Origin of the sequence: Clostridium chauvoei, assembly GCF_002327185.1 — a bacterium.
GTDB classification, from domain to species: domain Bacteria; phylum Bacillota; class Clostridia; order Clostridiales; family Clostridiaceae; genus Clostridium; species Clostridium chauvoei.
Window position 1 is genome coordinate 2,510,493 of the sequence record NZ_CP018624.1, and the last position, 24,284, is coordinate 2,534,776.

Below are 24,284 nucleotides of genomic sequence, written 5' to 3' on the forward strand. Positions count from 1 at the left end.
TATATTTATTCCATAGCTAAAAGTTTTACGCTAACAACATTAGGGAGTCCTCTTAGAACATTTACTAAATGCTTTAGATCTTTTTTCATATTAGAAATATCTAATGTTATAGTTACATTCGCAGCCATATTAATAGGTATATCTTGATTTATTGTTAATATATTCCCCTTATTGAAAGCTATACAATCTAACACTTTAGATAAAGTTCCCGCTTCATGGGATAATAATACTACTAATGTTATCTTTTTACTATGTATTCCTTCTGACATAGGAAAAATGTCATCTTTATATTTATAATAAGTACTTCTACTTATACCTGTTTGCTTAACTGCATCGCTAATATCTTTTGCTTTTCCTGTAAATAATAATTCTTTAACTTCTATTACTTTCTTAAATGCTTCCGGTAATACTTTGTCACTTACTATATAATATTTTTCACTCGCCATACCAACACCATCCTTACATTAGTTTACTATATGGTTGCCCCAGATAAACATTTCGGAAGATTTGTTTTATTATAAACAATTATATAACTTGTTTTAGGTAAAATATAGCCTATTTTGCCTATCTAAACAATATTTTTTTGTCGCTCTCTTTATTTTTCTTTAATTCTCTCCATTAATCTCTTTATTACGATTAGTACTTTTTTAATCTTTTTTTTCTGATATACTACCTTTAAATTATAAAAATCATATTAAAGGGGGACATTTTATATGAAAAAATTTGGACTTATACCAAAATTAATTTTATCAATAATATTGGGTATCATTATAGGATCTTTCTGTCCTAAGGTTATTGTAGGTGTTTTAGCTACCTTCAATTCAATATTTGGTAGTTTCTTAGGCTTTATGATTCCTTTAATTATAGTTGGATTTGTAGTTTGTGGAATTGCTGATTTAGGAAAAGGTGCTGGAAAGATGCTTGGCTTAACTACTTTAATTGCTTATGCATCAACTTTAATTGCTGGTTTACTTGCTTACTTTGTATCTTCAAAGTTTTTCCCATTATTTATACACACATCAGGTACATTAAATAATGCTGTTAACCCAGAAGAAAAGTTAGTTAAAGCTTTATTTACAATAGATATTCCACCTATTATGTCTGTTATGACAGCTTTAATTTTAGCTTTCTTATTAGGACTTGGAATATCAGCTATAAAAGGAAGATCACTTTATAATATGGCTAGTGAATTCCAACAAATAGTAGAACTAACAATTAAAAACTTAATAATTCCTTTACTTCCTATCCACATCATGGGTATATTTGCAAATATGACATTTGCAGGAGAAGTTAAAAATGTATTATCTGTATTTTGGAAGGTATTCTTAGTAATAATTGCTTTACATTTTACAATAATGTTTATTCAATTTTTATTAGCAGGTATTGCTGGTAAAAAGAATGCTATTTCATTATTAAAAAATCAAATCCCTGGTTATTTAACAGCTTTAGGAACTCAAAGTTCAGCTGCTACAATACCTGTAAATTTACAATGTGCTGAAAAAAATAAGGTTTCAAAGGAAGTAAGAGAGTTTGTTGTTCCTTTAGGTGCAACTATCCACTTATCTGGTAGTACAATAACTCTTACATGTTGTGCAATAGCAGTAATGCTTCTTAATAATATGAATCCAAACCCTAGTCAAATGATGAGTTTTATAGCTATGCTAGGTGTTACTATGGTTGCAGCTCCTGGTGTTCCTGGTGGTGCAGTAATGGCTGCTCTTGGAGTACTACAAAGTGTTTTAGGCTTCTCAGAAGCTCAAATAGCTTTAATGATTGCTTTATATATAACTCAAGATAGCTTTGGAACTGCTTGTAACGTATCAGGAGATAATGCAATTGCTATTATTGTTGATTCATTAAAAAATAAATTAGGTTTAGATATAAAGAAAAGTGATGCTGATGACAACTTAGAATCTACAAATTAGTGTTAGTTTTCTTCCCATAAATATAAAAATAGCTAAGGCGATTATTTAATTACCTTAGCTATTTTTAATTATAAATTACATTTCCATAAACATCTTTATATCATCTTCTACATTACTTATTCCACCTATTCCAAAGTTCTCGATTAATACATTTGCTACATTAGGTGAAAGAAATGCTGGTAAAGTTGGTCCTAAATGAATATTTTTTACTCCAAGGTATAATAGTGATAACAATACTATTACTGCCTTTTGTTCATACCATGCAATATTAAATGCAATAGGTAATTCATTTATATCCTCTAGTCCAAATACTTCTTTTAACTTTAATGCTATTAATGCTAGTGAATATGAATCATTACATTGACCAGCATCTAATACTCTAGGAATTCCTGCTATATCTCCTAAAGGTAATTTATTATATTTATATTTTGCACATCCCGCTGTTAAAATGATAGTGTCCTTAGGTAAAGCCTTTGCAAAGTCAGTATAATAGTCTCTTGATTTAGCTCTACCATCACAACCTGCCATTACAAAGAATTTCTTTATAGCACCACTTTTTACACCTTCTACAACTTTGTCTGCTACAGCCATAACCTGATTATGTGCAAATCCACCTATTATTTCTCCTGTTTCTATTTCTTTTGGAGCATTACACTTTTTAGCCATTTCTATTATTTCTGTAAAATCTTTTTTGCCATTGTCATCTACATTTATATGAGTACACCCCTCGTATCCTGATGCACCTGTTGTAAATAATCTTTCTTTATATGAATCTTTAGGTGGAACTATACAATTAGTTGTCATTAATATAGGTCCATTAAAGCTTTCAAATTCCTCTTTTTGTTTCCACCATGCATTACCATAATTCCCTACAAAATTTGAATACTTTTTAAATGCAGGATAATAATGAGCTGGTAGCATTTCTGAGTGAGTATAAACATCTACGCCTGTGCCTTGTGTTTGTTCTAGTAGTTGTTCTAAATCTTTTAAATCATGCCCTGATACTAAAATTCCAGGATTCTTTCCAACTCCTATATTTACTTTAGTAGCTTCTGGATGACCATAAGTTTCTGTATTAGCTTTATCTAACAAAGCCATTCCATCTACACCAACTTTTCCTGTTTCTAAAGTTAATGCTATATACTCATCAATAGTTATTGAATCATCCATTGTTTTTGCTAAAGCTTCTTGCATAAATATTGATATTTCTTCTGAATCATAACCTAAAGCATTTGCATGTTTTAAATATGCTGATAATCCTTTTAATCCATAAGTTATAAGCTCTCTTAAACTTCTAATATCTTCATTTGTAGTACTTAGTACCCCTATGGTTTTTGATTTCACTTCAAATTCTTTATTAGTTTTTGCAGTCCATGTAGCTGCACCATTTAAGCTTTCTTTATTTTTTAATTGAGATAATAAAGAATCTTTTTCTTTTAAAGTCGTTCTTATTCTATTATAAAATATATCATTATCAAAATTTGCATTTGTTATTGTTGTAAAAAGATTCATTGTAACTAAATGATTAATTTCAGATACAATTTCTATACCTTCCATTCTTGCTCTTATCAAAACTTCTGATAATCCTTTTGTTACATATATTAATAAATCTTGTAATCCTGCTAGTTCAGGTGTTTTTCCACACACACCTTTTATTGTGCATCCTGTACATCCTGCAGCTTCTTGACATTGAAAACAAAACATTTTTTTATCCATAATTAATTCCCCCTTGATAGTTTTAAGTAACATCATGGGTTTATTATATATATTTGAATAAAATAAATCGGTAACATTTGTTACCGATATTTAAAAATGTATAAATTATTTGCACATTATATTTTTATTTCATCTAAATTTAAAATATTTATTTGTCCTTTACTTAATTCTATTATCTCTTCATTCTTTAATTTTATAAGTTCTCTAGATAAAGAAGGTCTTGGTATTCCTAACATTTCTGCTAATTCTTTTTTATTTATATTTAAATTAATAGTAAGATTATCTTGTTTTTTGTATTGTTCTAATATAAAATTACATACTTTTTGCCTTATACTTTTTAAAGATGTATTTCGTATTTTATTATTTAACATAATAATCTTTTCACTTAATAAACACATAAAATTATTTAAAAAATTTAAATCTCTAAAACAAGACTCTACAATGCTTTCTTTAGAGATGAAAAGCACTTTGCTTTTAGTTGAGGAGATTATTGTGGCTGGATATTTATGATTTTCTGAAAAAACTAAAGCTTCTCCAAAAACATCTCCTCTTGAAAATCTTTGTATAGTTAAACTACTTCCATTTTCATATATATTCTGTATCTCTATAACACCTTCTATTATTAATCCTATGCTATCACAGTTTGATTGTTCTACTGCTATAATGTCATTTTTACCATAAGTATTTAACTTACAGTTGCTTTTTTCAGTAAAGTTTACTATTTGCTCTATACTCATTCCCCTAAAAATACTATTATCTTTTAGAATATTTAGAGTTTCTTTATCCATTAGTTTACCTCTTTTTTCTTTAAGTTATATGTTAAAATTTTTCTAATAAAACATACTGAAAGTGAAACTAAAATTGATATAACTCCACCTAAAGAAAATCCCAATAGAACATTATCAATAAAAATGCCTATAAATACTCCTAAACCAATTCCATATGCTAAATTTATGGCCATTTTCTTAATTTCCTCATCTGATAGATATAACATATCAATATTTTCTCTCACTTTTAATACCTCCAATTATTTTATATTTTTATTATATAATGTAATTATTATCAAACAGTTACAAAATTATTACCTTTTGTAATTTTTTTATTTATTAGACGTATTATTTAAAAGAAATTATAATATTAACGTTCCAACTAAAAATATTGCTGCTATTATTGCTGTTATTTCAGCAAATAAAGATGCCCATATAGTATGTCTTATTTTCCTAATCTGTACTGCTCCAAAATAAACTGTTATAGTGTAAAATATCGTTTCTGTTGTTCCCATAATTACTGATGCTATAAATCCTATATTAGTATCTGGCCCATATGTTTTTAAAATATCTGTAAGTATTCCCATTGCACCACTACCTGATAAAGGTTTTACTAATACAAGTGGGACAACCTCCTTTGGTAAACCTATAAACTCTGATATTGGAGATATTAAATTATTAAGCATATCTAATAAATTAGATTCTCTAAAAATATTAACAGCAACTATCATTGCTAAAAGATATGGAAATATGTTTAAACAAACCTTCAAGCCTTCCTTTGCTCCTTCTATAAACCATTCATATACTTTTCTTCCTCTAAACATTCCATAAGTAATTATTATTATTACTATTATGGGTATTACACTCTTAGTTAAGTAATCAAACAATTAGCTCCACCTCCAACTAAAAATATCTTTGCAATATTTTGCAACATATAACTCCAACAATAGCTGCAATTGTACTTGCTAATACTGCTGGAACTATAATTGCTCCTGGGTTTGCTGATCCACAAGCTGCTCTAATAGATATTACTGTTGATGGCACTAATTGAATACACGCTGCATTTAATACTAGAAATAATACCATATCATCAGATGCTGTGCCTTTATCTTTATTTAATCTATCCATTTCTTGCATAGCTTTTATTCCAAATGGTGTTGCTGCATTTCCTAGTCCCATCATATTTGCAGTTATGTTCATGACAATAGCACCTAATGCTTTTTCATCTTTAGCAGCATCTTTAAATAATAATTTTAATATAGGCCTTAAAAGCCGTGCCAATTTATTAGTAAGCCCGCTTTTTTCTGCTACTTTCATAACTCCACACCAAAAACACATAAGTCCTACTAATCCAATTACAAGTCCTACTGTAGAGTCTACAGAGCCTATTATAGCCTTAGATATTCCCTCTCCATTACCAGTAAAAAGACCTATTATAATCCCTAAAAATATCATTATAAACCAAATATAATTAATCACCTTGTTCACCGCCTACAAAAATTCCTTTTCTAAATATATGCCTTGCATCTAATATTTATTAATGTTACGATAAATATAACGAATATTAATTATGTATAATTCATATAAAGGAGACTCAATTATGAAAGAAGCAAATCTAAAACTAGCTCAACAAGATATTGATGAGGCATTACAGACTGTAGAAGATATGGAAAAGGTAATTAATGAAGTAAATGTTCCAGATGAATTATTAAAAGAAAAGTTTTTAACTCTTACAGAAAAGGTTCAAAAGTTAGAAAATATACTAAAAACTGAAGGAATACTTTAATAGATATTAAAAAATAATAATGGGATATAAAATCATTTGATTTTATATCCCATTTTCTTTTATTAATTAATTTCTGGTACTTCTTTTAACTTTCTTACAGAAGTATAAAATAAAATTCCTGTTATAATTGCTGATAATAAATCTGATGCTGCCCCAGCTATCCATATTCCGTTTAAAGCTGGATTAACAACTCTAGGTAATATTATCATAAATGGTATTAAAAGAATAACTTGTCTTAGTAGACTTAAAAACATCGAAACCTTTGCTTTCCCTATCGCTTGGAAATAACTTGAACTTACAATTTGAAATCCTATAAAAGGTATCATACAAAGATATATTCTTAATCCATTAGTTGCTATATCTACTAATTTAGGATCCTTATTGAACATACTAATTAAAATATGTGGAAATAATTCAACTAGTAAAAAGCCTATTATCATTATGATAGTTGCTATTATCGTTCCATAAGTAACAGTTTCTTTTACTCTATGATATTTTTTAGCCCCATAATTATATCCTATAATTGGTTGAGCTCCTTGATTTAATCCTATTATCGGCATAGCGAATATCATTGTTATGCTTGCTATAATAGCCATTGATCCTATAGCTAAATCCCCACCATATATTCTTAAGGAATTATTTGCAATAACCTGCACCATACTTTGAGCTATTTGCATTGAAAATGGAGACATTCCTATTGTAACAATCGCTAATACTATTCTTTTTTCTAATTTTAAATTTTCTTTTCTAAGTTTTATATAGCTTTTTCCTGTTGTAAAATAACTTATAACCCATATACAACTAACTAATTGAGATATAACTGTTGCTATTGCTGCACCTTTTACTCCAAGGTTTAATCCGAAAATAAATATTGGATCTAATACTATATTAGTTATAGCTCCAATTAGCATTGAAAACATTTCTATTCTAGGATTTCCATCACTTCTTATAGAATGATTTAAACTAAAGCCCATAAGATTAAATATTGTTCCAAAATAAATAATGTTTATATAATCCTGTGCATAACCAATTGTACTATCACTTGCTCCAAACACTCTTAAAAGTTTATTTGAAAACATTAATCCTATAATCACTATAACTATACTTATTATTATTGATAATGCTAGTGAATTTCCTATTAACTTTTCTGCATCATCTTTATGCCCTCGTCCTAAATTTAAAGATACCCTTGCTGATGTTCCTACGCCAAGCAATAACCCAAATCCTAATATAATAGTTGCTATAGGCATAGTTACACCTACCCCTGTTATTGCTAATTGTCCAACTTCTGGTATATGTCCTATAAACATCCTATCTACTATATTATATAAAGTATTTACTAGCATACCAATTATAGCGGGTACAGAAAATGTAATTAAAAGTTTTGATATCTTCTCTTCTCCTAATCGTTCCTGTCTATTCATAATAAACCTCCTTGTTCTCTAGTTCATAGTTATTTTTTTCAGTATATTTTTTACTGTTATTACTTCTTCCTCCGTTAATGGTTCTGTTATATTAGCTTCCCATGATTTTAGTATTCCAAAAAACTCTTCCTTTATATTTAATGCTTTTTCTGTAAGAAAAACATTATATGCTCTCTTATCTTCTCTACATCTTACCCTTGTAACATATCCTTCTTCTTCTAACCTTTTTATAGCTCTTGCTGTGTTGGCTTTATCTATTTTTAACAAATCTGATAATTTTTCTTGATTTATTCCATCATTTTTATAAAGCTGAATTAAAAATATATATTGTCCTACCCCTAAATTAAGCTTTGAAAATTCTTTTGAGAAAAATCTACAACTGTTTCTATATATTTCAGAAATATATTTTCCTATTGCATCATCTTTACACTCCATGCCTTTCCCTCCTTTTAGTTGCTATCGCAACTATTTAACTTGTTTATTTTAACACAACTTAGTTGCTATCGCAACTAAACTTAAAAATAAAAAAACAATCTTACTCTAATTAAGATTGTTTTTAAGTTAATCTACTTATTATTAATAACCATTACCTACTCTATTAAAGTACACTATTGCACTTTAATATCACCCTAAAAATATACCCAGTCGAATTTGAAAACGTTTTATTATACCCAATATAATTTTACTATATTATTATTTAAATTACAACCCATATTAAATCTAAAAATTCAATATATAGTAAAAAGCAGGATTTAAATCCTGCTTTTTACTATAATAATTATTTAGTTATTTACAGCTATCTCTTTCAACTAAGCTGTAGTCTAAAACATATTGAGCTTCATCTATTTCTTTTTTATTTAGTAGCTTTATAAGCATTCTCATAGCTACTGATCCCATATCATAACTTGGTTGATTTATAGTTGTTATTTTAGGGTAGAATACTGAAGCTACTGCATTATCATTAAATCCTATAACACTAACATCGTCTGGTACTTTCTTGCCGTGTTCTCTTAATCCGTTAATAACACCCATTGCAATTTCATCAGACGCACATACAACTGCATCGTATTTTTTGTTTAATGATTCAAACTTTTCTACTGCATCATATCCTGTTTTAACTTTAAGATTTCCTGTAAATACTAATTCTTCATCAGTTTTTATACCTTTATCTCTAAGAGCATTCTCATATCCTATGTATCTGTCGCCCCAAGCATTCATAGTGTCTTTCTTAACACCAGCAAAAGCAATATTTTTTAAGTCTTTATTAAGCAAATAATTAGTTGCTTCATAAGTAGCCTTTATATTATCTATTGTTACACTTGGTAATGTTCCCTCTTTATCATTTGTCTCAACTAATACTGTCTTTAAATCTAATTCATTTATTATATCAAGTATTTCGTCTTGTAATGAGGAACTCATATAGATAACCCCATCTACCATCTTTTCTTTAAGTACTCTTAAATATTCTTTTTCCTTTTCTGAGTCAAAGTCTGAATTACATAATATTACATTATAATCATAAATATTAGCAACATCCTCTGCTCCTCTAACTATCTCTGGATAAAAACCACTTGAGATATCAGGAACTAATATTCCTATTGTTTTTGTTTTTTGAGTTTTTAAACTTCTCGCTACTATATTTGGTCTATAACCTAATTTTTTTATAGCGTCTAATACCTTTTTCTTTGTATCTTCATTTACAACATCGATATCGTTTAACACTCTGGAAACAGTGGCAATTGAAACTCCAGCCTCTCTTGCAACATCTTTAATAGAAGTAGCCATACCAACATCACTCCATTTTAATAGTATTCTTAAACTTATCTATTCTAAATATATATTATACCTTTATTTACTAAAAAATACAAGGCATCATATCTGCTTTTTCTACATTTTATCCTATTTTAGTAAATTATATACCTGTTTGCTTTATTAAATTTAAAGAGACTAGAGTTTTTTCGTAAAAATTTCTAGTCTCTTTTAATTAAGAATTTAATCTATATCTTTAAATAAATGTTTTTATTTTATAACTTCAACAGTCATTTTTAAATTCTCACCATTTATAACTGTATCTGTATAATCAAATTCACCATTATAAATGATTTCTTGAGTTAAAGTTTCTCTCTTAATATTTTCTGCATATTTTTTAATAATATCCATTAACATGTCATTTTCTGCAACATACAGCTTTATTTTATCAGCAACTTCAAAGCCTTTTTCTTTTCTCATGTTTTGGATTTTTGAAATTATCTCTCTTAAATGTCCTAATTCTCTCAGTTCAGGTGTTATTGTTGTATCTAGTACAACCCCAATTGAACCTTCACCAGCAAATGCATATCCATCTAATCCTTGCATTGTAACTAAAACACTTTGTTTATCTAAAACTATTTCTGTTCCATCAACATTTATAGTTTCAGTTCCTCCATTTTGAAGCTTTTGAGCTAATTCCATTTGATTTCTTGAAGCAATTTCTTTTCTTATTCCTGGTATTAACTTACCATAAGCTCTTCCTAATACAGGTAAATTAGGTTTAATTTCAAAGTTAACATATTGTGAAAGATCGGCTCCAAATAAAGCCTCTTTTATGTTAAGCTCATCAGTTATTATATGTGAATAATATTCTGGAAGTAAATCTGTTGATAATAATATCTTTGAAAGCGGCTGTCTATTTTTAATATTAGCACCGTTTCTAGCACTTCTTCCTAATTTAACTATTGTGTAAGCTAAATCCATTTCTTCTTCTAACTTACTATCTATAGCTTTTTCATTAACTGTTGGCCATGTACATAAGTGAATGCTTTCCTCAGCCTTTGGATCTAAATTAACTACTAAGTTTTGATACATTTCTTCTGTTATAAATGGTACAAATGGAGCTGCAACTTTAATTAAAGTAGTTAATACTCTATATAATGTTACGTAAGCGCCTATTTTATCATCTGTTAATTCTTCTGACCAGTATCTAGCTCTATTTCTTCTTACATACCAATTTGATAACTCATCTGTAAAGTCTTCTAAAGTAAGAGCAGCTTGAGTTATTTGATATGAATTTAAATTTGAATCAACGTCTTTAATTAATGTATTTAATTTTGACATTATCCATTTATCCATTACGTTTTCTGATTCAAAATCTGCATATTGTAATGGATTGAATTTATCTAAATCAGCATATAAAACATAGAATGAATAAACATTCCACAATGTGCTTAAGAACTTTCTTTGAGCTTCTGCAACATCATCTATAGAGAATCTAGTAGGAAGCCATGGTGCACTTGCAGTATAGAAATGCCATCTTGTAGCATCAGCTCCTTGTGCATCTAATACCTCAAATGGATCTACTACATTTCCCTTTGATTTTGACATTTTTAAGCCCTTCTTATCAAGAACGTGACCTAATACTATACAATTTTCAAATGGGTTTCTATCAAATATAGCTGTTGAAATAGCTAATAATGTATAGAACCATCCTCTAGTTTGGTCTACTGCTTCTGATATAAATTGAGCTGGGAAATTCTTATCAAATAACTCTTTATTTTCAAATGGATAGTGTAATTGAGCAAATGGCATTGATCCTGAATCAAACCAACAGTCTATAACTTCTGTTGTTCTAGTCATTTCCTTTCCACACTTTTCACATTTTAAATGAACATTATCTATATAAGGTTTGTGTAGCTCTATGTCATCTGGAACATTAATTCCCTTAGTTTTTAACTCTTCAATACTACCTATACATTCTCTGTGGCCACATTCACATTCCCAAATTGGAAGTGGTGTACCCCAATATCTATCTCTTGAAATACCCCAGTCAATAACATTTTCTAGGAAATTACCGAATCTACCTGTTCTTATGTTATCTGGATACCAATTAATTTTATTGTTGTTTTCTAATAACTTATCTCTTAAAGTAGTCATTGCAACAAACCAGCTTTCCTTTGGATAATAAAGAAGTGGTGTGTTACATCTCCAACAATGTGGGTATGAGTGAGTATGTTTTTCTGATTTAAATAACTTATTTTGTTCTTTTAAATAGTTAACAATACTTTCATCACACTTTTTAACGAACTTACCAGCCCAAGGAGTAACTTCTTCTGTAAATTTACCTGCTAAATCAACTAAATTTATGAAAGCTAAACCATTTTTCTTAGCTACTAAGTTATCATCTTCACCATATGCAGGCGCTATATGAACTATACCTGTACCATCTGATAAAGTTACAAAGTCACCATGAATTACAACAAATGCTTTTCCTTCTGGAGTATGGAATGGAAGTAGTTGTTCATATTCAGTTCCTAGAAGCTCTTCCCCCTTGAATTCTCTGATTACTTCATAATCTTCACCTAATACCTTTGGTGCTAATTCTTTTGCTAAAACATATATTTCATCTTCTACTTTAGCTTCTATATAATCATATTTTTTATTTATACATAACGCTACATTTGAAGGTAATGTCCAAGGTGTTGTTGTCCATGCAAGTATATACTTGTTATCTTCACCCTTAACTTTAAACTTAGCAACTGCAGTTAAATCTTTAACATCTTTATATCCTTGTGAAACTTCATGTGAAGAAAGACCTGTTCCACATCTAGGACAATATGGCATAGTTTTATGACCTTTATATAAAAGTTCTTTATCCCACATTTGTTTTAAAGCCCACCATACTGATTCTATGTATGGGTTATGATATGTTACATATGGATCATCCATGTCTACCCAATATCCTATTTGTTCAGTCATTTTTTCCCACATGTTTACATATGTGAATACACTTTCCTTACATTCTGTAACGAACTTTTCAACACCATATTCTTCTATTTGAGGTTTTCCTGAAATTCCAAGTTTCTTTTCTATTTCAAGCTCAACTGGAAGTCCATGTGTATCCCATCCAGCTTTTCTTATAACCTTGTATCCCTTCATAACTTTATATCTTGGGATTATATCCTTCATAACTCTTGTTAATATATGACCTACGTGAGGTCTTCCATTAGCAGTTGGAGGACCATCATAGAAAGTGAAATATTCACCATCTTGATTCATATCAAAGTTTTTCTTTATTACGTTATTCTCTTTCCAAAGTTCTGCAACATTCTTTTCCATGCCAACAAAACCTTTTGGTAATTCAACCTTTTTGTACATATACAAATCTCCCTTCTTATTGTAATTAATAATTAGTCCTTAATAATTAATAATTTTTATAAAACTCCAAGGGAGTTCTAAAAGTAATAATTTAAGAAATTACTTCATATTCTTCCTTAATTATTCACTATTAATTATTAATTATTCATATTTTTTTATAAAAAAACTTCGCCCTAATAGGACGAAGTGAATTCGCTATACCACCCATGGTTAAATTCTTATATAAAAATAAGACTTTTCTTTCGAGTACTAACATACCCTATCCTTTAACGCAGGCTAACGGATAAGCTTAATAAGAAATTTCCTTTCAGCTTTCAACTCCTAGGTGATTTTCCTTAAATTTTTCTATGACTTCACACCAACCAGCCACTCTCTTAAAGAATAAAATATAAGTACTTTTCCTAATCATAGTTTTTTTACTTTTAATAATATATTTATTTTACTACAAACATTCGCAATATAAAAGGTAATATTATTGAATATAAAAAATTTTTTTGTTCAATAATATATAGTGAACAATAAGTATTCCAAAGATAACTAACTACCTAATAGTTTTTATTAATTAGTATTGACTTTTATTTTCCTAAATTATATAATACACTTATAAAAAATAAACGTCAATTATTTTTTATCCCCTTTATTTTCCGTAGTCAGTTTCTAATGAATCATTAGTTCTTAGAATTTACTCTTTTAATAATGTTTTACTGTTTTTTAATTCAGTAACTTTATAATTTATAGGAGGAATACTTATATGGAAAATAATTTAAACGAACAAGTCCTTGATAAGATTACAAAAGTTTGTACTTGCAAGGCAATACCAAGATCCAAAATAAAAGATGCAATCAAAGCCGGTGCTCATACCGTAGAGGAAGTATCCAAAGCAACTGGAGCTTGTACCGGCGGATGCAGAGGTTATAGATGTACCCCGACAATTGAAAAGTTAATTGAAAAGCATCTAGAAAACCGCTAATACAGTTCCCCCAAATTGTATTAGTTTATACAAGATTATATCTCCCCAAAACCACCTGTTATTTAAATAGGTGGTTTTACTCTTTAAAATAGTTTTGTTGGCATTCCATAACCTATATATTGATTTTTCATCATAATCTCTATAAATATAGGATCATTTATTATACCTTCTGATTTTTCTATAATTTCATATGCTACTCCATAATATATAAGTACACCTATAACAAGTTTCTTTGCTGGAAAATCACTTAAACCTATAATTCCACCCCCTAATCCTATTAAAGAATATATACATACCCTTTCTTTTGTTGCATGTTCCTTAATATATCTCTTTACCCTAGTTGGCGTTGGTATTGTTACAGCTTTAAATATCAAATTCCTATCCCCTAATACATTATTTATTACTATTAATATATTTCTTTTACATTATATCTAGAATTAAATTTTTAGTATGTTATAATTTTAAAGAATTAAATTATAAGGAGCTGTTTACATATGGCAAGTAAGTTTTATTTACATAAAGGAAAACATAAAAAGGCTGAAAATGGTCGTCCTTGGATATATACTGATGAGATAAATGAATATGATGGTGAATACCAAAATGGTGATATAGTAGAAGTATATGGACCTAGACATAACTTTATTGGTAAAGGATACATAAATGATCAAAGTAAAATAACAATAAGAATTATGACTAGAGATATAGATGAAGAAATAAATGAAGATTTCTTTAGAAAAAGATTTAAAGCTTCATGGGATTATAGAAAAACAGTTATTGATACATCTTCATGTAGATTTATTTTTGGTGAAGCAGATTTTTTACCTGGTTTAACTGTTGATAAATTTGAAGATTATTTTGTAATTCAAATTTCAACCTTAGGTATGGAACAATATAGAGATATAATAGTTAATCTTTTAGTTAATGAATATGGTGCTAAAGGAATTTATGAAAGAAGCGATTTAAAGACTAGAGAACTTGAAGGATTAGAACAAAGAAAAGGATTCTTAACTGCTCCATTTGATACTAATGTTGAAATCATTGAGAATGGAGTTAAATATATAGTTGATTTAGAAAATGGTCAAAAAACAGGATTTTTCCTAGATCAAAAAGAAAATAGAGCTGCAATCCATAGAATTTGTAAAGATAGAGATGTTTTAGATTGCTTTACACATACAGGTTCCTTTGCATTAAATGCAGGTATAGCTGGTGCAAAGTCAGTTTTAGGAGTTGATGTATCTCAACATGCAATTGATTGTGCTACTAAAAATGCAGAACTTAATAATCTTCAAGATACAGTTAAGTTTGAATGTCACAATGCTTTTGATGTTTTACCAACTTGGTCAAAAGAAGGTAGAAAATTCGATGTTGTTATATTAGATCCACCTGCATTTACTAAATCTAGAAATAGCATTAATGGTGCAAAAAGAGGTTATAAAGAAATTAACCTTAGAGGATTAAGAATGGTTAAGGAAGGTGGTTATTTCATAACTTGTTCATGTTCACACTATATGAATGAAGAGTTATTAAGACAAACTATTGCTGAGGCTGCTCGTGATGCTCATAAAACTTTAAGACAAATAGAATGTAGAACTCAATCATCAGACCATCCAATCTTATGGAATTCAGATGAATCATATTATTTAAAGTTCTTTATATTCCAAGTCGTATAATAGAAAAGTTATAGATGGTAGAAAAAGAAAATATTATAAAATTACTAAGAAAGGTCTTAAAGAATTAGAAGATGCTTTTAATATAGCAATAAAAGTACTCTATGTATATCTTTTGCAGTTCAATTAATAAAAAAGGAAAACAAGCTTAAACTTATGGCATTAAGTGGATTTATCGGTATAGAACTGATGCGAGAGTTACTTTTTAATATATTAATAACTAATAATATATTCGGTTCACAAAACCAAAATACTCTAGTATTAATTTATTCATTAATACTATTTACTTTAATTTTCTTAATCATAGGAAGGGAATTTAGTTTTATAAATAACCTACTATTTATAAAAAAATATGGATTTTAGGAGCTTGCTTAACAATTGCTATAGGTATTAAAATTTCACTTTTATACTTTGTTATACCTAAATTAATAAGTATAACTGCTCTAATGGATATTAATTGTATAATTACAATATCAACCAATATAATTAGCTTCTTGTTAATTTTCATTAGCTTCTTGTTATTATCTATAGATACTAAAAATTTCAAAGTCGTAGAGTGACATTATTATGTAGATAATAAAAATAGACCTTAAAAGGCCTATCTTTATTATCTATAAAATTCTTGTGTTGCATAATATGTATTTCCTATTTTGTACACTCCAACACCAATGCTTGTAAAGTTATTAGATAAAATATTTGCTCTATGACCTGATGAATTCATCCAATTTGTCATAAATTGATTCGCTAAATTACTATTTCCTGATATACCACTAATGTATGCTATGTTTTCTCCCCATGCATTGTAAGATATTCCATCAGCTCTCATCTGTTCTGTCATTAGCTGACCTTCTGGGTTTTTATGATCAAAATATCCTCTAACCCCCATATCCTTAGATTTTGCTCTTGCATAGTGTTCCATAGTTCCATTATAACTTAATGGTTGTAATCCAGCAGCTTGTCTTTGTTGATTTGCTTGTTCGAAAATCATCTGCTCTATTTCAGCTATATAACTATCATCTTGATTTATATTTGGAGTCTCTATCTTTTGATCTTCTACTGTAGAATTTTGTCCTACTTCAAGGTTATTATTATTATCTTCATTAACCTCTAAAGTTTCATTATACTGTTTGTTTTCGTTAGATATATTTTCTTTACTATCAGTTTTAACCTCTTTCTGTGAAGCTACTACTTGCTTTTCAGTATTTTCATATATATTAAGTTCAGTATTTTTGTTAGCATCATTACTAGCATTAGCTTGTACCTTTTGTTTTTGCTCTTCTACTTTTAAAGGACATTCTCCAGTCTTAACCTCACCTTTATTCGCTTCTACAATTTCAGGTCTTTTATTAATATTTTCACTTGTCTTAAATGGCTCACATATAGTTCCCAAGCCTAATGTTGAAGCTAATCCTAATGATATTATTAACTTTATAATTTTTAAACTTTGCATTGCTCCTACCTCCTTAGATTTTACTTGGCTATCTGCCTACCCCTAGGTTAGCACGAAATTCCTCTATCCTAAATATGAGTTAATTGTTAATTAGTGAATTTACTGTTTTAAATTCCATATTTGACCTAAGGTAAAAATTTCAAATTTCAAAAAATATATCATATTTTAATATTTCTTAACCCCTATAAACTCTACTGTTAACATATTATTAACATTACTAAATTTTATAGTGTATTTTTTATCATCTATTGTAATTTTATTCATTTAAATCCATTCATTTTTTAGATATAAATTTTTTATTTTTTATCTAAAAACGCAAAAATAGATGGATAATTCTCATCTATCCATCTATCCTGCGAAATAAATTTTACATTTTAAGAGTTTAATTTGTTCATACATTTATCAAGTGGTGTTAAGCCTGTAATGATAAATATTAAAAGTAATGTATTTGTATACTTATCAGAAATTGATATTCATTATCAACTAACATTATAATACTTTATTTTACCAAGATTGTCAATACAATTAATTAAAATTATTAATTTTTATTAACTTGAGAAAAGAGTAGTTGTTAGGGATACAACTACTCTTTTAGTCAAACATATTCTGTTGAGAATTTTAAAAATTTGTTTGTATATCATTTACTAGAGAAAGTGTGGATCTTCCTTCTAGTATCTTGCTAACTATATATTTTTTACTGTTATCATATAAACTGAATATTTCTTTTGCTTTATAGCAATCATTATAGACTTTCCAATATCCACACATTAAACACTTTTTTTCTGTACATTCCATAAAATCTATAACATCCTCTATTGGAATTCCAAGAAATAATCCTATTTCATGTGGACAATGGTATTTATTATATCTTATTTTTAAAGTTTCTAGCCAAGAATCTAGATTATTTTTTTCATCATATCCTAACTTCTTTAAAAATTTAATGTTGCTTTCTTCTAATAAATATTCTTTTAATGTATTTTCTTTATATATTAGAACTACAATATAATCTTGATGTTCTCTTAATATTATATAATTTAACCCCAGCTCTTTTATAAACTTCTTGCCATGTAAATTCCATTGAAAGTATAAATCTCTATAATCACGTTTAAAGTTAATTGTAGATGATGGTTTAAACCCAGCAATTACTGGGGCTAAACTATATACTAAATAAAGCTCCATATATTCTTTATTATTTTTTGAGTTTAATACGCTATAAAATTGCTTTTGTTTTTCCTCCATCATATATACTCTCCTATATTTAAATTCAATAAATTTGAAATGTGTGTTAAATTTTTATTTAGCTAATTGTAAACCGAATTCTATACAACGATCTACATCTTCACCTTCTGGAAAATTATTTACAATTAAGCTTTCTTTAATAACTTCTGCTCCATACCCAATCATTCTTTCTTCCCAATTTCTCATCCAAGTTCCATCGCCCCATCCATAAGATCCAAATAAAGCAACTTTTTTACCTTGAACTTCTTGACTTATTGATTCTATAAATGGATCCATTTCGTATTCTTCTAATACTTCATCTCCCATTGCAGAACAGCCTAAAACAATTGTATCTTCTTCTTTGATGGAATCAACACTTGCATCTTCTACTTTTATTAATTCAGCGTTTTTTCCACCTTTTTCTATACCCTTAGCTATTAAATTAGCCATCTCTTCTGTGTTACCTGTACCACTCCAATAAATAATTTTCATTTTCTCACCCTTTCTAATTGATATTGATTATCATTAACAATAATATAACCCTATTTTTCTATATTGTCAATACCTATATTAATTTATAAAGAAAGTTTATATAAAAATTAAGAAGCCAATTAGACTTTTTATAATCTAATTGGCTTCTCTTCTATAGAAATTAAATAACTATACTTTTTTTGTTCTTATCATATCTAGGTACTGATTTTATAATGTCTTTTTGACAACAGTAATTTAAATCAGCTTCTAATCCTAATGTTTTTAAAATATTATAATGTCTAGCATCCTTTATATAATCAATTATATTTTCATTAGATTTATATATTAATTTTGCAGTCTTAGCAATGTCTGTTAAGTCATGCTCTTTATCTTTACTTAATAAATAAATCATATACCCAGAACAGATAAAGTCATCCATTGAAAACTCTCCATTTGTTCCAGCATTAATAAATACAACATCTTTATTTATATCCTTAACCTTATCTACTATTGCTTTAGCATTTATCATAGCTCCAACTAATATCTCATCAGCTTTTAAGCTTAAAGTTATAGCTCTAGTTCCATTTGTTGTAGTTATTACTACATTATTATTCTTAACAACATCACTTGTGTATTCTAAAGGTGAATTAGTACAATCAAATCCTTCTATCTTAAGAGCTCTTCTCTCTCCACCTAATAATACGCTCTCTCCTAAACTCTTTAACTCTTCTTTCATATCAAAAGCTTCCTCTACAGTTAATAAAGGAATAACTTTTTTAGCTCCATTTGCTAATGCTGTAGTTATTACAGAAGTCGCTCTAAGCATATCAATAACAACAACAGTCTTTCCTTCTAAGCTTTCTTCATTAATATGATCAGCAGAAATTATTACATCTACCTTCATTATACTTCCCCCTATTTTAAATCTATTTATAGTTTTTTCCTTGCCATAGATCATTATCTTCTAATGCTTTATCTATTGTATTAAGTACTTCCCATTTTTTCAAACTCCACATAGGACCTATTAATAATTCCCTTGGAGCATCTCCTGTTAATCTATGAACTACCATTTCTTCTGGTATCATAGTGACTGCTTTACATACAGTATCTATGTAATCTTCTTGTGTCATTAACTTTAATTCTCCAGACTCATATTGTTTAACCATTCTTGTACCTTCCATTAAGTGAAGAAGGTGGAACTTTATACCTTGTACTCCTGAATGAGCTACATAGTCTACTGTCTTTAGCATATCCTCCTTAGATTCCCCTGGAAGTCCAAATATAGTATGAACTACAACTTCAATATTTCTATCCTTTAACTTCTTTAAACTCTCATCAAATACTTTCAAGTCATATCCTCTATTGAAATTTCTTGCTGTATCATCATTTATAGTTTGTAAACCTAGTTCTACCCATAAATAAGTCTTTTTGTTAATTTCACCTAACAAATCTGCAATTTCATCATCTATACAATCAGGCCTTGTTGCTATAGATAAAGCTACTACACCTTTTTGCTTTAATGCATCCTCATATTTTTGTCTTAATACGTCTACTGGAGCGTAAGTATTAGTATAGGCTTGAAAATACGCTATATACTTTCCATCTTTCCATTTCTTCTCCATCATTTCTTTTCTATCTTCAAATTGTTTAGATATTGATAAAGCTCTGCTTCCTGCATAATCCCCTGATCCACTTGCACTACAGAAAGTACACCCTCCTTTAGCTACTCTTCCATCTCTATTTGGGCATGTAAAGCCTCCATCTAAAGAAATCTTATATACTTTTTCTCCAAATTTATTTCTAAGATAATAGTTTAAACTATGATATCTTTTGCCATTCCACTCTTTCATCATGTTCTCCTTGCTCTATATAAATTTAAAACTTATTTTTATATAATCCTTTAATAAAAAGAAAAGTACAACTTTTATTATAGTTGTACTTTATATTTTACTACATTATTTATATATGTTAATAATTTTATGTCACTTTATAGCTTATTTATATTTGATTTTTCAGTATCAACTTCATATTTCCCTAGTATTTCTTTATCTATATTTTCGCTTTTGTTAGCTGCTTCTACTTTTATAAATATTTTATTCTTATCTAATCCTACCACTTTTATATTATATTTATCTTCTGGAAATTTATCATCAATCCCAAAGTCAACAGGAGTTCCATCGTCTGACTTATAAACCTTTATTCTATTTACTGATAAATTACTAGTATATTCTATTATTAGCTCTTCTTCTTCTTGAGAAAATATAAAATCATTTATGCTACAATCCTTTAATACATCAACTGGGACTACCTTTTTTGCAATAGGTTTTTCTAATATTCCTTCTAAACTTTGCTCTAATTGAGAATTATTTGATGTAGTACTTCCTGAACCACTAGCTGTTTGTTTACTATTTTCTATATATCCTATTGAAACAAATTGACTATTATCTCCTGTTGTTGATATTGCTACCTTTTTTCCTGTATAACTTAATGCTACTATATCAAAAGCTTGATTTGGAGATGGCTCTTTATAAAGCATAACTTTATTATCTCTTGGATATATGTCTCTTGGCATATCACTTAATTTTACGATTAAATCACTCTTTCCCCCATCTTCCCCAATCATTCTTAAAGTATTATTTTTAACGAATACCTGCCCTTTATTTATAGCTTTTACTTCTGATATTTTATAATCTTCTCCACTTTTTTCTATCTTAATTGAAAAATTATCTAAATCGCATTTCGGTTCTGAGTCTGAACTTCTAACTACATTAAATACTACATAAGCTGACATTCCACTTTCTATTAAATTCTCTTGAGCATATGAAATAATCCTTGATGTCCCTACTCCAATGTTTTTGTTCGCTTCTAATAACTCTTGTTTGCATAATTTGTTTGCACCATTTAAATCCCCAATACTTATAAAGTCTAAATATTCCTTTGCAATATCCGATGCCTTTGTGGTATTAAATATATCTGCTTCTACATCTTGATTATTATTTTTATCTACACATCCAAATAAAATAATTGCAGTAAAAAACACTATTAATAGTTTTGATATATTCATTTTTTTATTCAATTGAATTACCTCCTATTAAAATTCTATGATAGTACATATTAAAACTTATTTTGCGTATATAATAATTATTTTTCCTTAGAATTACTCCCTTATGCATATTTACAAAATAAAAGTATATACCTAGTTATATATTGGTTATTAGAAATTCAATAGGGGGATATTAAATGCGAAAGGAATTAACTAAAATTTTTCAAATTGCAGTTGTATTTATAGGTACAATTGTGGGTGCTGGATTAGCTTCTGGCCAAGAAATAACAGAATTTTTTACGTCTTATGGTGTAGCAAGTTTTATAGGAATAATTATTTGTGGTATTTTTTATATAGCAATGGGTACTATTGTATCTAAAATCAGTATAAAATATAGACTTAATTCCTATAGTGATGTTATACGTGTAGTAAGTCCTAATATTTTAGGTAAAGCAACTGGTGTAATTACTACTCTATATTTGATTTCTAGTGCATCTATAATCTTAGCCGGTAGTGGTGCATTAATTCATCAATTTTTTGGAATACCCAAAATTGTTGGTTCTTTAATTATGATAGCAATAGCTATTTTCTTTTTACTTAGAGATACTGATGGACTAATAGAAGTTAACTCTTTTATAGTTCCAACATTAATAATTACCATAACTCTTATAACTGTTCTTTATATTTTATTCTGTAAAGATATGCTTTCTTTTGACTTTATTACTAACTTTGAGCCTAGAAAAACAGGAATAACTAAATCTACAATTTTATATGCAGGTTATAATGTACTTTGCTGTTTAGGTGTTTTAGTTCCTATTAGTAACCAAGTAAGAAAACCTAAAACTATGTTTTATGGAATTACTTTAGGAGCTGTTGGATTAGCTTCTCTTTGCTTTGCAATTAATCTATTATTAATGGTTAATCAACCATATATATTTGAATATGAGATTCCACTTTTATTTGTTGCTCAAAGATTTGGAAGTATAGTTCAAGCATTATTACTAGTAGTTATTTGGCTTGAAATGTTTTCTACTGAAGTTTCTGATGTTTATTCAATCAGTAAGACCTTAGAGCAAACTTTTAAAATTGATTTTAAAAAAGGGATATTTATAATTATAGCCATAGCTTTACCAATTTCTCAAATAGGTTTCTCTAAATTAATTGGTAAATTGTATCCGTTCTTTGGTCTACTTAGTTTGATATTTATATTCCAAACAATATATTTTTATTTTAAACATAAAAAAGAATTAGATACCCTATAAATAATATTTTTTAACATAATCCTAATTTTAATATATAAAGGCTACTAAGGTTTTAATTTAGTAGCCTTTATATATTTACTTTAAATCCTATTCCATATAAGTAAATCTCGGAACACTTATATCATAATAATTATCAAAGGATCTTGGTGGTATAAATATTTTCTCTGTAGTTGGAATAGAACCTCTAAGTTCTGCAATTCTTGTTACTCCAACATATACATCTGATATTTTATACCAAGTTGCATAATCTACAATTCCTGTCTTAGGAAGATTAAATACACCTTGGAATACCTTTACTGCTTCTTGTGTCTTGGCTCCATAAATTCCATCTACAGCACTTTTAGGAATAAGTGGATAGTTTTGTGCTATTCTATTTAAATATTCTTGAACTACTTTTACTTCCTCACCTGTTGAACCTATTGTTAAATCATATCCTGGATAAGATTTAGGGCTACCTTTAACTTGTTCAGCTGTTACAAGCTCTATATCATTTCCATAAAAATGAGTTAGTATTTCATATGGGGTTTTTCCTTGATCTCCCAAGTATTTACTTCCCCATTGTGTCATCCACTCTGGACATGAAACATTTTTACCATCACAATATTGAGTCAATAATGGTTGCTTTCTTCCAAACCTCCTAACATAAGTTGCAAAAATATCATCTACAACAGCACTTATGCTTTCAAAAAGATTTCTTCCATAATTAAAAGCATGATCATATGCAGTTGAGTTTGTAATATCATAATTTTTACCTTTCCCTCTATACCATTCAGTATAAATTCTATTTAAAGTAAATGATATGATAGCATAAACGTTACTTCTTATAGTACTATCTGACCAAGTTGAATATATTTCACAAGACGCAACATTTTTAATATAGTCCTTATATAATACTTTATAATTTGGTGCTGAATTATTACTAGGACTTCCTGCATGTACTGTTATAAATTCTGGAACCACAGGTTTTTGTAAGACAACCCCACTTGATGGTGGTGGTAAAGGTTTGTCTACTTCTTCTGGAATTTTAGATGGATAATCTCCATTTAAAACATTAGACTCTATATTAATAACATCTGCCCTAAAACTCCTTGCTCCAGCTTCTAATAAATTACAAGGTTGTAACGCTAGTTCTTCAGGGAAAACTTGACATCTATTTATTAATAGTGGTTGGAATCCATCTCTTTCAACTCTTATATCATACATACTATACGGTATTTGTCCTGTTGGCTCTTGAGAATATGCAAAAGGTGGTGCTTCTAACTCAATAGTTTCTGATTCCCCCATTGAATTAGTAGATAATACTATTTCATTTGCATTATTATTACTCCCCTCTGATGGAGTTACTATTATTTTAGTATTATCTACTGGTATATAGGTATTACTTTTAAAGCATTGTATTTTTAAACGACCTTTTTCAGCCATATATTGCTCCTTTTTATTATTAATCCTTAAATA

The 24,284-nt window shown here is 28.4% G+C and carries 23 protein-coding genes and 1 other annotated feature; of the genes, 5 read left to right on the plus strand and 18 right to left on the minus strand.

What is annotated here, in order from left to right:
• Positions 1-5: 5 nt before the first annotated feature.
• Positions 6-446: an ACT domain-containing protein gene (locus tag BTM21_RS11870; protein WP_021876722.1), complete on the minus strand. Its 441-nt coding sequence runs from the start codon at positions 444-446 to the stop codon at positions 6-8.
• 267 nt (positions 447-713) lie between these two features.
• Here BTM21_RS11870 and BTM21_RS11875 point away from each other — a divergent pair, with 267 nt between their 5' ends.
• Positions 714-1,925, plus strand: a complete 1,212-nt coding sequence (locus BTM21_RS11875; protein WP_021876721.1) for a dicarboxylate/amino acid:cation symporter — start codon at positions 714-716, stop codon at positions 1,923-1,925.
• A gap of 75 nt (positions 1,926-2,000) precedes the next feature.
• Here BTM21_RS11875 and hcp read toward each other — a convergent pair whose 3' ends face one another.
• The 5 genes from hcp to BTM21_RS11900 all read right to left on the minus strand — a co-directional run bounded on the left by hcp (position 2,001) and on the right by BTM21_RS11900 (position 5,887).
• A complete protein-coding gene (gene hcp, locus BTM21_RS11880) occupies positions 2,001-3,641 on the minus strand; it encodes a hydroxylamine reductase (protein ID WP_021876720.1) in 1,641 nt (546 codons plus the stop codon).
• A gap of 116 nt (positions 3,642-3,757) precedes the next feature.
• The gene (locus BTM21_RS11885) at positions 3,758-4,429 is read right to left on the minus strand and encodes a Crp/Fnr family transcriptional regulator (protein ID WP_096145445.1); all 672 of its coding nucleotides are present in this window, start codon (positions 4,427-4,429) and stop codon (positions 3,758-3,760) included.
• The gene (locus BTM21_RS11890; protein ID WP_021876718.1) at positions 4,429-4,653 is read right to left on the minus strand and encodes a hypothetical protein; all 225 of its coding nucleotides are present in this window, start codon (positions 4,651-4,653) and stop codon (positions 4,429-4,431) included. Before BTM21_RS11890 ends, BTM21_RS11885 begins: the two co-directional genes overlap by 1 nt.
• 117 nt (positions 4,654-4,770) lie before the next feature.
• Positions 4,771-5,295 carry a spore maturation protein gene (locus BTM21_RS11895; RefSeq protein ID WP_021876717.1) on the minus strand — a complete coding sequence of 175 codons (525 nt, stop codon included), beginning with the start codon at positions 5,293-5,295 and terminating at the stop codon, positions 4,771-4,773.
• A gap of 16 nt (positions 5,296-5,311) precedes the next feature.
• A complete protein-coding gene (locus tag BTM21_RS11900) occupies positions 5,312-5,887 on the minus strand; it encodes a nucleoside recognition domain-containing protein (protein WP_079481010.1) in 576 nt (191 codons plus the stop codon).
• Between the two features lie 121 nt (positions 5,888-6,008).
• On the opposite strand from BTM21_RS11900, the gene BTM21_RS11905 reads away from it, so the two are divergent.
• Positions 6,009-6,194 (plus strand): hypothetical protein, encoded by a 186-nt coding sequence (locus BTM21_RS11905; RefSeq protein WP_079481009.1) that lies wholly within the window; start codon positions 6,009-6,011, stop codon positions 6,192-6,194.
• Positions 6,195-6,256: 62 nt separating this feature from the next.
• Here the strand turns inward: BTM21_RS11905 and BTM21_RS11910 are convergent, their stop codons facing one another.
• From BTM21_RS11910 to ileS, 4 genes are all read right to left on the minus strand, one after another.
• On the minus strand, positions 6,257-7,618 hold the full coding sequence (locus BTM21_RS11910) for an MATE family efflux transporter (RefSeq protein WP_021876714.1): 1,362 nt from the start codon (positions 7,616-7,618) through the stop codon (positions 6,257-6,259).
• An 18-nt stretch (positions 7,619-7,636) separates the two neighbouring features.
• Complete coding sequence (locus BTM21_RS11915) at positions 7,637-8,053, minus strand: MarR family winged helix-turn-helix transcriptional regulator (RefSeq protein WP_021876713.1); 417 nt, start codon at positions 8,051-8,053, stop codon at positions 7,637-7,639.
• Between the two features lie 351 nt (positions 8,054-8,404).
• Positions 8,405-9,403 (minus strand): LacI family DNA-binding transcriptional regulator, encoded by a 999-nt coding sequence (locus tag BTM21_RS11920; protein ID WP_021876712.1) that lies wholly within the window; start codon positions 9,401-9,403, stop codon positions 8,405-8,407.
• 234 nt (positions 9,404-9,637) lie between these two features.
• Entirely contained in the window at positions 9,638-12,748 is a 3,111-nt protein-coding gene (ileS, locus tag BTM21_RS11925) for an isoleucine--tRNA ligase (protein ID WP_021876711.1), read from the minus strand.
• Positions 12,749-12,922: 174 nt separating this feature from the next.
• Positions 12,923-13,166: a binding site (T-box leader), on the minus strand.
• Between the two features lie 333 nt (positions 13,167-13,499).
• On the opposite strand from ileS, the gene BTM21_RS11930 reads away from it, so the two are divergent.
• Entirely contained in the window at positions 13,500-13,718 is a 219-nt protein-coding gene (locus BTM21_RS11930; protein ID WP_079481008.1) for a (2Fe-2S)-binding protein, read from the plus strand.
• Positions 13,719-13,801: 83 nt separating this feature from the next.
• Here BTM21_RS11930 and BTM21_RS11935 read toward each other — a convergent pair whose 3' ends face one another.
• The gene (locus BTM21_RS11935; protein WP_021876710.1) at positions 13,802-14,092 is read right to left on the minus strand and encodes a hypothetical protein; all 291 of its coding nucleotides are present in this window, start codon (positions 14,090-14,092) and stop codon (positions 13,802-13,804) included.
• 120 nt (positions 14,093-14,212) lie between these two features.
• On the opposite strand from BTM21_RS11935, the gene BTM21_RS11940 reads away from it, so the two are divergent.
• Entirely contained in the window at positions 14,213-15,388 is a 1,176-nt protein-coding gene (locus tag BTM21_RS11940; protein WP_021876709.1) for a class I SAM-dependent rRNA methyltransferase, read from the plus strand.
• Positions 15,389-15,992: 604 nt separating this feature from the next.
• On the opposite strand, the gene BTM21_RS11945 is transcribed toward BTM21_RS11940, so the two are convergent.
• The 6 genes from BTM21_RS11945 to BTM21_RS11970 all read right to left on the minus strand — a co-directional run bounded on the left by BTM21_RS11945 (position 15,993) and on the right by BTM21_RS11970 (position 21,600).
• Positions 15,993-16,835 carry a CAP domain-containing protein gene (locus BTM21_RS11945; RefSeq protein ID WP_021876708.1) on the minus strand — a complete coding sequence of 281 codons (843 nt, stop codon included), beginning with the start codon at positions 16,833-16,835 and terminating at the stop codon, positions 15,993-15,995.
• Between the two features lie 618 nt (positions 16,836-17,453).
• A complete protein-coding gene (locus tag BTM21_RS11950) occupies positions 17,454-18,074 on the minus strand; it encodes a DUF3793 family protein (RefSeq protein WP_021876707.1) in 621 nt (206 codons plus the stop codon).
• Between the two features lie 54 nt (positions 18,075-18,128).
• On the minus strand, positions 18,129-18,545 hold the full coding sequence (locus BTM21_RS11955; protein WP_021876706.1) for a flavodoxin: 417 nt from the start codon (positions 18,543-18,545) through the stop codon (positions 18,129-18,131).
• A gap of 160 nt (positions 18,546-18,705) precedes the next feature.
• A complete protein-coding gene (locus BTM21_RS11960) occupies positions 18,706-19,428 on the minus strand; it encodes a 2-phosphosulfolactate phosphatase family protein (protein WP_021876705.1) in 723 nt (240 codons plus the stop codon).
• Positions 19,429-19,450: 22 nt separating this feature from the next.
• Complete coding sequence (gene mnmL, locus BTM21_RS11965) at positions 19,451-20,377, minus strand: tRNA modification radical SAM protein MnmL/YtqA (RefSeq protein ID WP_021876704.1); 927 nt, start codon at positions 20,375-20,377, stop codon at positions 19,451-19,453.
• Positions 20,378-20,511: 134 nt separating this feature from the next.
• A complete protein-coding gene (locus tag BTM21_RS11970; RefSeq protein ID WP_079481007.1) occupies positions 20,512-21,600 on the minus strand; it encodes a hypothetical protein in 1,089 nt (362 codons plus the stop codon).
• Between the two features lie 164 nt (positions 21,601-21,764).
• Here BTM21_RS11970 and BTM21_RS11975 point away from each other — a divergent pair, with 164 nt between their 5' ends.
• The gene (locus BTM21_RS11975; RefSeq protein ID WP_079481006.1) at positions 21,765-22,829 is read left to right on the plus strand and encodes a YkvI family membrane protein; all 1,065 of its coding nucleotides are present in this window, start codon (positions 21,765-21,767) and stop codon (positions 22,827-22,829) included.
• 87 nt (positions 22,830-22,916) lie between these two features.
• Here the strand turns inward: BTM21_RS11975 and BTM21_RS11980 are convergent, their stop codons facing one another.
• On the minus strand, positions 22,917-24,251 hold the full coding sequence (locus BTM21_RS11980; protein ID WP_021876701.1) for a peptidoglycan-binding domain-containing protein: 1,335 nt from the start codon (positions 24,249-24,251) through the stop codon (positions 22,917-22,919).
• Positions 24,252-24,284 lie beyond the last annotated feature (33 nt).

Coding starts and splice junctions, on each gene's coding strand:
- BTM21_RS11980 (WP_021876701.1), bottom strand. CDS start 24,251: ATGGCTGAAAAAGGTCGTTTAAAAATACAATGCTTTAAAAGTAATACC.
- BTM21_RS11950 (WP_021876707.1), bottom strand. CDS start 18,074: ATGGAGGAAAAACAAAAGCAATTTTATAGCGTATTAAACTCAAAAAAT.
- BTM21_RS11875 (WP_021876721.1), top strand. CDS start 714: ATGAAAAAATTTGGACTTATACCAAAATTAATTTTATCAATAATATTG.
- hcp (WP_021876720.1), bottom strand. CDS start 3,641: ATGGATAAAAAAATGTTTTGTTTTCAATGTCAAGAAGCTGCAGGATGT.
- BTM21_RS11910 (WP_021876714.1), bottom strand. CDS start 7,618: ATGAATAGACAGGAACGATTAGGAGAAGAGAAGATATCAAAACTTTTA.
- BTM21_RS11915 (WP_021876713.1), bottom strand. CDS start 8,053: ATGGAGTGTAAAGATGATGCAATAGGAAAATATATTTCTGAAATATAT.
- BTM21_RS11975 (WP_079481006.1), top strand. CDS start 21,765: ATGCGAAAGGAATTAACTAAAATTTTTCAAATTGCAGTTGTATTTATA.
- mnmL (WP_021876704.1), bottom strand. CDS start 20,377: ATGATGAAAGAGTGGAATGGCAAAAGATATCATAGTTTAAACTATTAT.
- BTM21_RS11930 (WP_079481008.1), top strand. CDS start 13,500: ATGGAAAATAATTTAAACGAACAAGTCCTTGATAAGATTACAAAAGTT.
- ileS (WP_021876711.1), bottom strand. CDS start 12,748: ATGTACAAAAAGGTTGAATTACCAAAAGGTTTTGTTGGCATGGAAAAG.
- BTM21_RS11955 (WP_021876706.1), bottom strand. CDS start 18,545: ATGAAAATTATTTATTGGAGTGGTACAGGTAACACAGAAGAGATGGCT.
- BTM21_RS11920 (WP_021876712.1), bottom strand. CDS start 9,403: ATGGCTACTTCTATTAAAGATGTTGCAAGAGAGGCTGGAGTTTCAATT.
- BTM21_RS11945 (WP_021876708.1), bottom strand. CDS start 16,835: ATGCAAAGTTTAAAAATTATAAAGTTAATAATATCATTAGGATTAGCT.
- BTM21_RS11885 (WP_096145445.1), bottom strand. CDS start 4,429: ATGGATAAAGAAACTCTAAATATTCTAAAAGATAATAGTATTTTTAGG.
- BTM21_RS11905 (WP_079481009.1), top strand. CDS start 6,009: ATGAAAGAAGCAAATCTAAAACTAGCTCAACAAGATATTGATGAGGCA.
- BTM21_RS11940 (WP_021876709.1), top strand. CDS start 14,213: ATGGCAAGTAAGTTTTATTTACATAAAGGAAAACATAAAAAGGCTGAA.
- BTM21_RS11960 (WP_021876705.1), bottom strand. CDS start 19,428: ATGAAGGTAGATGTAATAATTTCTGCTGATCATATTAATGAAGAAAGC.
- BTM21_RS11870 (WP_021876722.1), bottom strand. CDS start 446: ATGGCGAGTGAAAAATATTATATAGTAAGTGACAAAGTATTACCGGAA.